Consider the following 12,031-nt stretch of genomic DNA (forward strand, 5'->3'; position numbering starts at 1 on the left):
TATGGAAACGCCAGTAAGATTCTACTATTCGCTTTTCTTTCATACCCGCTTGTATCTATCGCTGGGTGCTGTAGTGGTATTATTTGTAGTGAGCTTTTTTGCGCCGGCTGTTTATCCCTTTGCGATCATTGCCTTGCTGGCATTGGCTGCATTGGTGCTGCTGGATTTTGTATTGCTCTATGCCGCGGGGCGCGCATTACAGGCAGACCGTAAAATGGCGGAACGTTTCAGTAACGGGGACCCCAATGAAGTAAGCATCATTATCCGCAATAACTATAATTTCCCGGTACGGATGGAAATACTGGATGAATTACCTTTCCAGTTCCAGGAACGTGATTTTGTACGATATGGTTTTCTGAGGAGTAAAGAGGAACAGGCGTTTAACTATCAATTACGTCCGGTGGAAAGAGGGGAATACCAGTTCGGGGCTACGCATGTTTTTGTGAAAACGCCATTCAGCCTGCTCAGGAGGCGTTTTACTTTTAACCATCCGCAAAATGTGAAGGTATATCCTTCTTATTTGCAATTGCGTAATTATGAATTATTCTCTTTCAAACATAAGCTCAACGAAATAGGTGTACACCGCAAACGAGCGATCGGGCATAGCATAGAGTTTGATCATATTAAGGAATACACGATGGGGGATGATGTGCGTACCTTAAACTGGAAAGCCACAGCCCGCCGCGGGAACCTGATGGTGAATAATTTCACGGAAGAAAGATCGCAGCAGGTGTATTGTGTGATCGACAAAGGGCGGAATATGAAAATGCCCTTTAACGGATTGAGCCTGTTGGATTATGCTATCAATTCCACGCTGGTGTTCAGCAATGTGGCATTGCATAAGGGAGATAAGGCCGGGCTGATCACTTTTACAGGGTTTCAAACGGAGGTCCTGGCAGCAGGAAATAAGAAAGTTCAGCTTAACAAGATACTGGATCAGTTATATGCGCAGACCACACAGTGGACGGAAAGTGATTATGAGAGACTGGGCGTTAATTTGCGGGCTTCTCTTTCGCAACGTTCCTTATTGATCCTCTTCACCAATTTTGAATCTGCTTCTGCCCTGCAACGCCAGTTACCTTACTTACGCCAGCTGGCTAAATATCATTTGCTGCTGGTGGTGTTCTTTGAGAACACAGAGATCAAAAAGCTCAATGAGCAAAAGGCAACTGCCGTAGAGGATATTTACATCCAGGTGATCGCCCAGAAGTTTGCACATGAGAAAAAACAGATCGTAAGAGAGCTGGCGCAATATGGTATTATGTCCTTACTCACTACACCCGAGCACCTAACGGTGGATGTGGTGAATAAGTACCTTGAGCTAAAATCCCGCATGCTTGCTTAGTTACAGCGGTTCTTCCTTTTCAAAATCTTTCGGGCCCTTGTTGCCCAGCTTAGTGAATTTGCGGATGTTATAAGTGATGTTCAGGCTGAGGTAGCGTACATTCTTCCGGTTATTGGAGAACTGCTCATAGTCTTTCGTTAACTCGTAGAAGTTCTTAACGGTAGACCCGAAGAGATTTTCTACAGTGAAGGATACATTCATTTTACGTTTGAATAAGTTCACCTGTCCGCGTAGACCACTATTGAAACGTGCTTCCTGTTTACCCTGAGCATAATAACGGGGGCCATTATACCTTCCATTCACGGAGATCGAGAATACGCGGATGCGGTAGGCTGCCCAGACGGTTAAGTTGGAAGTCCATCCTTCCACATGGGCAAATTTATCACTTACGGCATCTTTTCCTTCCTCTCCGCCATCCGTTGTGGTATTATAATAACGGATACCTCCACTGATATTCATGTTGATGGCACCTTTGTTGTTCTGTATGGCTTTAAAGAAGTGAGAGTTGAGGGTAAGGTAGAAGTTGCGGTCCTTCCTGCTGGCAAGGTTCACAAAAGTACTGGTGTTGATGATGGTGGTATCATTGATGTATTCCACTTTGGTATAACGGGAAATGATGTCACTGGCATCCTGTTGTTCCAGGCCGGCTTTAATTTGATGGCTCTTGATCTGCACAGTATATTCCATGCGGTAATCCTTTGTGAAAGAAGGCCGCAGATTGGGATTCCCGGTACGGATGTTGAAACTATCGGAAGTGTTCACAAAGGGATTCAACTGGTCCGGAGAGGGGCGGTCCATATTCCGGTTGAAATTGAATGTGAGCTGTTGTTGTTTGTAATCGTACTGGAAGTTGATACCCGGGGAGAAGTTCGTGTATTTGAAAGGTACGCGGCTTCTCAGGGAATCCAGCAGGGCCATCTGGTTAAAGAACTGGATCCCCGGATTGAAGCGGAGATTAGCCATATGATCTTTCCAGGGGCTATAATTGATACCGAGCGAACTACGGATCTCATATGTTTCATTGTTGAAACGGTTGCCGGCATATTGTTCTTCTGATTTGGAGCCAGTATATCCTAAGCGGCTGGTGAAGTTATAGCCGAGTTTCCTGCTGCGTTTCCCATAGGAGGCGCTTACAGCATAGTTCTGGTTGAAATCAGAATAATCTGTAGAAAGCCTGGGTGCAGGTAACATTTCAATATCGTTTACATTCTTGCGGGTGGCGAGGTTGAGGTTGCTACCTCCGCTCATTTCCATGCTGCTGCTCAGGTCGTAGTACTTACCGTCAGAGAGCGGCTGACGGAAATGGAAGTTGCCGCGCATGCTGAAATTGCCATTACGCCGTTTGTTCCTCTGCAGGGATGTGTCTTCCGTTAACAGGTAGAAATAATCATTATTCCCATATCCGCTGCCGTTGTTCTTTGTGAAGTTGAAACCTGCTTCCAGTTTCTTTTCCCGCTGTTCATATTCTTTTATATAGTTCCAGTCCGTTACTCCGCGGAACCCGTTCCTGCGGTTTATATTGTCCTGGGCCTTCTGCATAGTGGGTTTATGGGTATAATCACTATTGGTGCTGTTATTGGAACTGTTGCTGCCATCACCCGTCCAGCCAAGGGTTACTGAGCCCCGGAGCTTTTCTTTCTCCGTGATCTTCAGTTCGTAACGGCCATTGAGGTTATGGTTGAAATTATAAGAGGTACGGAAGTTTTTCTGGTCCAGGAAGGAAGTGTCGCCTCCCGGTACTTTCGGGAAATAGCTACGGTTGAGGTAAGAGCTGTCTGAATTATATACTCCGTTATTAAAATATGTTACCTGGAATGGCGCGAGGTTGAGATTGTAGCGCATTTTGGCGTTCAGGTTCCTTCTGCTGTCCATTCCCGCAGTAAAGGCGGCGGAATAACCCCTGAACTGGATCTTACGGGTAATGATATTGATATAGCGGATATTGGTACGGCCTTCTACCAACGCCTGTTCTGCTTCTACGGGGTCTGGTGGTACTTTCAGCACTTCTATCCTTTCGATCATGAAAGAGGGAAGGTTGTTGAGGTAGCTGTTGTAGTCCATACCGGTGAGGGCAATGGGTTTATCATCCACATAAAACTTCACCTTATCCTTTCCCTCCATGGTGATATTATTATTAGCATCTATGGTGATACCGGGTACATATTCCAGCAGTTCCATACCAGTACCGCCGGGCAGGAAGTTTTCGTCCGGCGTGAAAATGATACTGTCTTTGTTCATGGTGAACATCTTCTTCTGGCTCACGATGGTCACTTCTTTCAGGGTGCGGGTGCCGGTTTCCAGGAGAATGGTGCCCAGTTCCCAGAGTGTACGTTCTGCGTTCACCTTTACATTCACAAAGTAGGGCGCAAAGCCCATGGTGCCAATCCTTACGATATAACTACCATATACTACAGGTTTTATAATAAAAGCACCCCGTTCATCGGCAGCGGCGCCGGTGACTACGGTGGAATCGTCCTCATTGAGCAAGGCGATGGTAGCAAATGGAATGGGTTCCTTGTTGGAGGCCTGCAAAACTTTTCCTTTAACAGTACCGGTTTCGGTATCCTTATTAGAAGGGGGTTGTTGTGCTTTTACTTCGCTAGCTAACATACATCCGAGCAGGCAAAGGCTTCCGAAAATGGTTGCAATGCTGCCATTTGGCTTGATATTCATCTAAATGATAATATAGGTTGATGTCCGAAAATTACTACCCCGCATCCAGTAAATAGTAACAATTACACATAAGCGGGATAATCGGGATAAATGGTAGGGCTGTGTCTTTTTTTGCCTGATGGTCTCTTAGTTCTTCTGTTCGCGTACCTATATGACGTCAAACAGCCGTAAATCCTGTACAACAGTGGCAAGTTTTTTTTAATAGGAGGTAATTTTACGGGTATTTGGGGGAAGGGGCAGATCATTTCCTGATCAGCCGTTGATCGATGAGCTTCATCAGTTCATCGCGGTGATTTTTACTGACGGGGATCTTATGCGTACCGGAGGTGATCTCGTTGCCGGAGAAGGCCTGGATCTTATCTGCCGCCACAATATAGGATTTATGTACCCGGAGGAATTTTCCCGGGGGCAGTTGGTTTTCCGCAGATTTGATAGTGGCCAGGGTCATATATTTCCCCTTTGCCGTATGGATGGTGATATAATTCTGTGCGCCTTCTATAAAAAGTATTTCCGCATAAGCGATCTTTTCAAAGCCATGCCCTGTTTTAATAAAAAGGTGATCTGCGGGAGCCGGGGTATCCGTAAATAATGCCCTGGCACGGTTCACAGATTGCAGGAAGCGTTCCGGCGTAATGGGCTTAACGAGGTAATCCAGCACATTCAGCTCAAAACCTTCCAGGGCATAATTGGGATATGCCGTGGTGATGATCACCAGTGGCTTTACGGTAAGACTTTTAAGAAAATCAATCCCCCTGATCCGGGGCATCTGGATGTCCAGGAACATCAGGTCAATCTTCTCTGCCACCAGCACTTCATTAGCTTCCATGGCATTACTGCATTGTGCCACCAGCTGAAGAAAGCTGATATCTTTTACCAGCAGCTCCATACCCTCGCGGGCTAATGGTTCATCGTCTACTATGATGCAACGGATGTTCATGCAAGTTGTATACTGAGTAAAACTATGTATTTTTTCGGGCTGTCGTAGATCTTTAACTTATGCTGGTGCGGATAAAGGAGTTCCAGTCTTCTTTTTACATTGATCTGCCCGATCCCTCCGGCCTCCTGTTGAGCAGGCATTTCATCTTTGCTGTTTTCAATCCGGAATGCAAAGGTATTGTTTTGCTGTTCCAGCAGAATATGGATGTAATTCTCCGGCCCGGTGGACAGGTATTTGAAGGCATTCTCCACAAAGGCAATGAGTAATAGTGGCGCAATAGAGAAATCCTTTACGCTTTCCTTTACTTCATAATTGATCTGCACGGCATTGCCCTTGCGTAATTTCTCCAGTGCGATATAATCATTGAGGTAAGCGATCTCTTTCTCAATGGGAATTACCTCCGTATTACATTCATATAACTGGTAACGCATCATGTCTGAAAACTTAGCGAGTGTTTGCGCAGCTGTTTCAGGGTCTTTGCGGATCAGTACATAAATACTGTTGATGGCATTGAACAGAAAGTGAGGGTTCATCTGGGCACGCAGGAACCTTAGCTCATGCTGCATCTGGTGTTTCTCTGCCTGGTTGTTCCGCCTGTCTGCTACCACTTTGTCTTTAATGATCTTAACGGCGATCGCTCCAAAAGCTGCATAGGTATTTGCCATCAGCACATAAGAGAAAAATGAATGGGGTATGCGGGTAAAAATAGTGAAATGGATACCCGCAATGAATGATGTACAAACCAGTATATCCAACATGATGGCTAAAGCAAACTTCCAGTAGTTCCGTGGATGAAAATAACGGGGAACTATCCAATACATACCTAAGTACACACAAGCACCCTGCCCCATTATCCAGAACGAGATCGACAGGATGGCATTGCCCAGCGGCATATGATTCATTTTCATGGAAAACGTGATCCAGAAAAAGGCATAGGCGATCCAGAAAAGGATGTGATGGACTTTATATCTGTATAAGAGGTTCATGTAGCCAAACTACTGTGGTTACTGTAATGTAGCAATCTTTATTGATGAAATGCGGGAAGGAATGGATGAATATCCACGGCGCAGGCGCTTTCATCCAGCCGGCCTTTGGATGGCCAATTCCCTTTTTCCGATACCTCCGGCCCGGTTCCTTGCCCCGGCAGATGATTTTCTTGATAAATAATTGATAATCATTAAATTGAACCGTCCCGGCCGGCAGCTGAGGTGGTTTTTCTATGATAGGGAAATCATTGATATATAATATTTTGCCTGATTTTCAGTTATAGTACAAATCAAAATCCCGATCGCCCGTTCCTATGTTCCTAACGAAGAAGCATATATTATTTATTTCCACGCAGCTGCTATTGATCATATCTGGCAAGGCCCAGAACCTTATACCTAATCCGAGCTTTGAGGATGTGAATATTTGCACAGAGTTTAATGCACCCTGTTCGCCATCGGCCTGGGAAAGCGTAGCGCCGGAAAGCATGCGGCTGGATTATATGTACAATCCCGTTCCGGTAGCGGGGAATAATTTTATCAGGCTGGTATATGCTGCTCCGAACAGGAAACGCAATTATGCACAAACGCAATTGCTCTGCCCTTTGGAGAAAGGCCGCAAATACCGGATCACACTGGTGGCTGGAAAAGACGAGGAAGGCATTCCTGAACTGGACTTTCATTTTGATACTGCTTACATTTTCCGGGAGTTTGCCAATCCTTTGACGGAGTTGCAGGCTCATCTGAAAATGGAGGCCGGGGATGTGATCAGATCAGTAAAGGGCAGGATCAATTTTTATACTTTCCAGCGTGAGTTCACGGCAGCAGAAAGTTATGGTTATGTACTGATCGGCAACTTCCAGGAAGGACCATTCAGTTCAGAGAGGATTTATAATTATGTAGACAGTATCAGCATTGCACCTGTAGGAGAGCAGGGGCTACTTTGTGAAAATGCCGTAAAGATAAAGGAGCGTTTATATGAGCAGCACCGCCGCCATTTGATCCCTGCTGTTTTTTACCGGCGCTTGCAGGAAAGCCTGCAAAGGCCTGTGCTACCGGTAAAATGTATCACCATCCTTGTGAAAGACGAAAAGATCTTTACCGCCAGGGGAAGGGCATTAGAGCCGGAAGCCGCTGCCAGGTTGGATTCTGTGCTTCGGTTGTATGATCCCGGAGTGGGTATGAAAGTAACTATCACAGGGCATTCTGCTAAAGCAGGATCGTACAATTTCAATAAAGTAATGTCCCTGGAAACTGCAAGGAAAATAGCAGATATACTGGTGTACAGGAGCGGGTTTAATTATGATGATATCGCCATTGACGGGAAAGGCAATACCATGCCACGTTTCGATGCTTCCACAGAAGAAGGGCGGGAAGGAAATACATATGTAACACTGGAATGTTGTATTCCTCAGCTGGCGCCTGAGCCGGAGATAGCGCAAGCAGTGCCTCCTAAACCAGATACGCTGGTGATCCCGGATGTATTGTTCCGGTTCAATAGCAGTGAATTGAATGCAAAATTATATAGTTCGCTGGACAGCCTTATTCAGAAGATCCCAAGGGAAGAAGTGATACAGCTGCAACTGCTGGGGCATACAGATAATGTGGGGGCGGATGAATATAACCTGGACCTTTCCCGCAGGCGGGCTATGTCTGTAGCAGAATACCTGCGGAAAAAGGGATTGGAACAGGTCATAAGGCATGTGGCTGGTATGGGAGAAGCCTCACCTGTTACAGGAAATGATACACCTGAAGGCCGGAGGAAGAACCGGCGGGTGGAGATCATTATTTATAAAGGGGCGGATTAGTTTTCGAATTACCCAGGCAGGCAATTATAAAAAAAGGCCAGTCAACATTAGTTGGCTGGCCTTCAGCATTTTTAAACAGTTCAAACAGGAAGATTATTTTGCCAGGTAGGAGCGGAGCATCCAGGCCATTTTTTCATGCTGGCGGAGGAGCCCTGTAACGAAATCGCTGGAGCCAAGGTCTTTTTGCTTGTCGCTGAATTCAGTGATCAGTTCCCGGAGGCTACGGATGATGGTTTCATGATCATCCAGCAGGTTCTTGATCTGCTCAGATTGTTTGCTGGTATACTCAGGTTCCAGCAGGTTAGTGAGTTTCAGGAAATCTACCAGTCTGCCTGTGCTGTAATGTCCGATCATACGGATCCTTTCTGCTACTTCGTCAATGATCTCTGCCAGATCGCCATACTGTTTTTCAAAGAAAAGATGCATCTCAGAAAAATTGTCCCCTACTACATTCCAGTGGTAGTTGCGGGTTTTGGTATAGAGGATGTGTTCATCCGCTAACAATACCTGCAATTTGTCTGCTACTTCCTGTAAATGTTTCTCGGGTACGCCAATGTTTACTTTCATGGTTATAATGTTTTTTGGGTAAAAAATTTGACTCTTTATAATTCGATCAGGGCATAAACCTTATCATTCAGGTAACGCCCGCCGGGATGCATCGCTGAATAATCCAGGTTGATCCAGTATTCTCCCTTCATCTCATGATAATATAACTCTTTTACAGGGGGATTGTTGAATAAAAGCACAATTGCCTGCTTTAATACCTCAAAATCCTCTGCATTGCCACAATACAGTTCCGGATAGGCATGCCCCCTGATCAGCACGATCCTTGTTCTGGCTCCGATGGACTGCAAGCAGGAAGCTACCAGGATGGAGTGATCATCACAATCACCGCCCAGTCCATTCCTGATGGTTTCCATGGGGGTGGCAAAGTATTCATCCCGCTGGCTGTCGTTCACATATTTAAAATTCTTTCTAATATGAGACCAGAGGGAAAGGTACCGGACGATCTTCCCATACTTTGGCCAGTATTCATCGAAGTTAGCGACAGAATATTCAACGGAAAAATTGCGGACGGTGGAGTCCTGGTAATTGATCTTTTCCCGGATGCCCCTTACGGTCTTATCCACGTAGGTTTCCACTTTACGGGGATAGAAGCTCAGGATGTCCAGTTGCTTGTTATCCCGGGTACCCCAGTTGCCCTGTACCATACCCTGGTAGTCGTTCAGTACATTGGTGAACGAATAGCGGCCGGTGAGGGAATTGAATACCATTACCCCTGCCACCAGTACGAAAGCGGGAATGATCAGGGGCCTGAAGATCCATAAGAGGATGCGGGTGAATAAAAAAGCAATGAGGATGGAAAGGAACAGGTCTATATGCCATTGCCCGAGCTGAACTACCGGCATGAACCGGTTAATATATGGGGCCAGTGGCAGTAATGTCAATAGGCTCAGCAGGTTCAGCAGGAAATGCTGGAAAGTTGTGTATTTGCTCTGGTCAATGGGCATTGCGAATATTAGTACCGCAAAATTATGCCAATTATGCCGTACGGAACCTTAAACATTTATTAAAGAATCCGTACGGCTTACACATGTGCATCAGAGAAAATGGGGCAAAGCCTGTTTGAAAGAAGTGCTTTCCCGGATAGATTCAATTTTCTGCAATGCGTCCTTCTTCTGCTTGTCCATTTGAAGGTGTTGGTATATTCGGTTAAGTACGCCGTAATTCAGGAGTGAGAAAATTTTGAAGTCAAGTTTCTGGGCCATGTCCATGGCAGATTCGGCAGCGCGGATGGCTTTGTTGAAATCACTCTCCCTGTAATAGATGCCGGCTGCGATGATCTTTTGCAATGTTTCCAGGTGGCGGCCATTGAAGAAATCCGTATTATATTGTTTCAATATCCTTTCCACATGGGTATTGATCCTTTTAGCAGAAGTGATGTCTCCTGTATCCAGGTGGGCCTGTGCTTTCCAGCATAACATCATCAGGCGGAAAGGATCCGTTCTGTTGAAGAGGATGGAAGGATGTTCTTTAAACAAACGTTGCGTGAAGTTCAGCAACTGCTGAGGATCTCCCAGTAGCAGGAAGATGAAACAGATAGCACGGTACACCGCTTCTTCGCTAACTGTAAAAGGCTGCTTTTCCGGGAAACTCCAGCATTGTGCATAATGATAGATCTTTTCCCTGGCTGCTTCATTCATGATCCCGAACTTCAGGTATTCATAAATAAAGAGGAAGGCCTCATAAGGATTGATCCACATGGCCATAACGGTTTCATCTGCCATGCAGAGCTTTTTAATGCTCGCCAGTTCTACTTCACATTGTTCCGCATCCAGTTGCATTAAGGCCATTACAAAGAGGTTGCAGCGGATCTTCAGTTTGTCTTCCGGAGATTCAGCCATTCCCAGCAGGGTATTCAGCATCTTCCGTTTTTTGAAATGGATGAAATCGTCGCTGATGAAATTGCTGATGGGGTTCTTGCGGAAATAACCGGGAGGGAATATCCTCGAGAGCTGCGGTTGATGATTCCCTTCCTGCTGATAATGTAATACAACATATTCCAGCAGATGTGCTTTCCCCACAGTGTTGAGCGGCTGCTGGAATATGTATTGAATACCCTTCACCTGGTCGTTGGTGATGGCATAACGCAGTAACCATTTCAACACAGAGATCCGGAAAGGCGATTGCGGAAAATAATTTATCACCGTTTGCACCAGTTCTTCTGATAGTTCAGATCCGTGCTGTTGAATGAAATGCATAGCGGTAAAATATTCCAGCAGGAAATTATGGGCAAAGCGGACTTTTACATTGAACATGATCTCCTGGCTGAGATTTTCTTCTACCAGTATATTATCTGCAAGTAGTTCCTTGTAAGCGGGGAACAGGTCCGCATTTTGATTAAGCAATTTGCTTTTATCGGTGTAAAGGCCATCCCTGCCCATGTCCAGCAGCAACAGCAGTTTTTCGATGATCTTTATTTTAAAAGTGTTGTTGGGAGAATTAAAAACACGGTTGAGGATAAACTTAGAAATGATCTCGTAGAGGCTCAGGTTTTCATCTACAAACGACTGGTCAGGCGTACTGCTGAGCTGGCAGAACAATTGCAGGTAATATGGATGCCGCAGTTTTTGCAGGAAACTTTCCGAAAACAATCTTACCGTGGCAGGTTCATACTCACAATTATAAAGTACGGATTTTACCTCCTGTTCTGTTAGCAACGGAATATTCGTATTGGTTTCTTCATCCATTTCAGGCCCCAGGTACCAATAGCGGCGGAATGCAGGATATTGGGTGGATTGCTGGAATACATCTCCCCATGTGCCGGACCGGATGGAGAGGATCACTTTCACCCAGGGATGCTGGTCATTAGAGTACACAAAATCTTCCAGTTTGTTGTACAGCATCTTCAATTTATCGGCGCCCATGGCCAATTCATCGAAGCCGTCTATGATCAGCACCAGCCTGCCGCCTTTTTCATGTGTATTGGTGCTGAAATACTCCCGGAAGTTTTCACCATTACCAAGGTTTAGCTGGTTATCCAGCCAGGCGGATAGGGAAAAACCTTTTACCAGCAGGCTTCCGGCGGCATGTGCGTTGATGAACCAGCAGATATCCTGCTGGTATACAGGGTCCCTTCCAAACCAGAAATGCTCTGCTGCATGAACAAGCGCCATTGATTTACCCCAGCCTGCCGGTGCAATGAACACGGTGGCGGCATAGTCACTTTCCAGGAAGCGTTCAATATGAGAAAGGCAATACTGGCGGGGAACCGTATGATCAAAGGGAACGCCGCAACGGTTCTTGAGCGTAAGCAGCGTATAATGAGAAATGGCTGCGGCGCGTTTCTTTACATCGGCCCACCTGGAATGGTCTGTTTGTGCGGAGGGCCGCAGTGTTTTTTTATAATAATGTGCCTGAAAGTCTTCCCAATCTTTGAACCGGCAATATTGCGCGAGCGTGTTCAATGTATAGCGTGAGAAGCTATGTTGTGTAACCGCAAAACCGAATACCCTTTTGAGGGTAGTCTCACTAACAAGTTTGCCTGTTTGATTTAGGATGGCCTGCGCAAGGTGTTTGCATTGATTTGGTTGTAAGTTGTCTACCCCAAATTGCCGCAAGACCTCATTTTGTAACGTAATGATAAAATCGTAGGACAGGTCGATCATAAGGGAACAATTAATGGAACAAAAAGAATGAATTTGGATCGGGTACAATCGGGTAGATACGTAGAAAAATGAACATGTGGATTTAGGTTTTTAAAAATGGATAAACTGAATAGACT

8 protein-coding genes are annotated in these 12,031 nt (G+C 45.6%); 2 read left to right on the top strand and 6 right to left on the bottom strand.

What is annotated here, in order from left to right; translation table 11 throughout:
* Position 1: 1 nt before the first annotated feature.
* Complete coding sequence (locus BUR42_RS22255; RefSeq protein ID WP_074241790.1) at positions 2-1,345, top strand: DUF58 domain-containing protein; 1,344 nt, start codon at positions 2-4, stop codon at positions 1,343-1,345.
* Here the strand turns inward: BUR42_RS22255 and BUR42_RS22260 are convergent, their stop codons facing one another.
* The 3 genes from BUR42_RS22260 to BUR42_RS22270 all read right to left on the bottom strand — a co-directional run bounded on the left by BUR42_RS22260 (position 1,346) and on the right by BUR42_RS22270 (position 5,941).
* On the bottom strand, positions 1,346-4,018 hold the full coding sequence (locus tag BUR42_RS22260; RefSeq protein ID WP_074241791.1) for an outer membrane beta-barrel protein: 2,673 nt from the start codon (positions 4,016-4,018) through the stop codon (positions 1,346-1,348).
* A gap of 241 nt (positions 4,019-4,259) precedes the next feature.
* Positions 4,260-4,955, bottom strand: coding sequence for a LytR/AlgR family response regulator transcription factor (locus tag BUR42_RS22265; RefSeq protein ID WP_074241792.1), 696 nt, complete (start codon positions 4,953-4,955; stop codon positions 4,260-4,262).
* Complete coding sequence (locus BUR42_RS22270; RefSeq protein WP_074241793.1) at positions 4,952-5,941, bottom strand: sensor histidine kinase; 990 nt, start codon at positions 5,939-5,941, stop codon at positions 4,952-4,954. Before BUR42_RS22270 ends, BUR42_RS22265 begins: the two co-directional genes overlap by 4 nt.
* A 416-nt stretch (positions 5,942-6,357) precedes the next feature.
* Here BUR42_RS22270 and BUR42_RS22275 point away from each other — a divergent pair, with 416 nt between their 5' ends.
* Positions 6,358-7,746, top strand: coding sequence for an OmpA family protein (locus BUR42_RS22275; RefSeq protein ID WP_159442328.1), 1,389 nt, complete (start codon positions 6,358-6,360; stop codon positions 7,744-7,746).
* A gap of 93 nt (positions 7,747-7,839) precedes the next feature.
* Here the strand turns inward: BUR42_RS22275 and BUR42_RS22280 are convergent, their stop codons facing one another.
* The 3 genes from BUR42_RS22280 to BUR42_RS22290 form a co-directional block, all read right to left on the bottom strand.
* Positions 7,840-8,313 (bottom strand): Dps family protein, encoded by a 474-nt coding sequence (locus BUR42_RS22280; protein ID WP_074241795.1) that lies wholly within the window; start codon positions 8,311-8,313, stop codon positions 7,840-7,842.
* A 35-nt stretch (positions 8,314-8,348) separates the two neighbouring features.
* Positions 8,349-9,257 (bottom strand): transglutaminase domain-containing protein, encoded by a 909-nt coding sequence (locus tag BUR42_RS22285; RefSeq protein WP_074241796.1) that lies wholly within the window; start codon positions 9,255-9,257, stop codon positions 8,349-8,351.
* A 90-nt stretch (positions 9,258-9,347) separates the two neighbouring features.
* Positions 9,348-11,915 carry an NACHT domain-containing protein gene (locus tag BUR42_RS22290; RefSeq protein WP_074241797.1) on the bottom strand — a complete coding sequence of 856 codons (2,568 nt, stop codon included), beginning with the start codon at positions 11,913-11,915 and terminating at the stop codon, positions 9,348-9,350.
* Positions 11,916-12,031: the final 116 nt, after the last annotated feature.

Source organism: Chitinophaga niabensis (genome assembly GCF_900129465.1).
Taxonomy (GTDB): domain Bacteria; phylum Bacteroidota; class Bacteroidia; order Chitinophagales; family Chitinophagaceae; genus Chitinophaga; species Chitinophaga niabensis.

Excerpts from the sequence above, each read along its gene's own strand:
- BUR42_RS22255 (WP_074241790.1), top strand. The coding sequence starts at position 2 with ATGGAAACGCCAGTAAGATTCTACTATTCGCTTTTCTTTCATACCCGC.
- BUR42_RS22260 (WP_074241791.1), bottom strand. The coding sequence starts at position 4,018 with ATGAATATCAAGCCAAATGGCAGCATTGCAACCATTTTCGGAAGCCTT.
- BUR42_RS22265 (WP_074241792.1), bottom strand. The coding sequence starts at position 4,955 with ATGAACATCCGTTGCATCATAGTAGACGATGAACCATTAGCCCGCGAG.
- BUR42_RS22270 (WP_074241793.1), bottom strand. The coding sequence starts at position 5,941 with ATGAACCTCTTATACAGATATAAAGTCCATCACATCCTTTTCTGGATC.
- BUR42_RS22280 (WP_074241795.1), bottom strand. The coding sequence starts at position 8,313 with ATGAAAGTAAACATTGGCGTACCCGAGAAACATTTACAGGAAGTAGCA.
- BUR42_RS22285 (WP_074241796.1), bottom strand. The coding sequence starts at position 9,257 with ATGCCCATTGACCAGAGCAAATACACAACTTTCCAGCATTTCCTGCTG.
- BUR42_RS22290 (WP_074241797.1), bottom strand. The coding sequence starts at position 11,915 with ATGATCGACCTGTCCTACGATTTTATCATTACGTTACAAAATGAGGTC.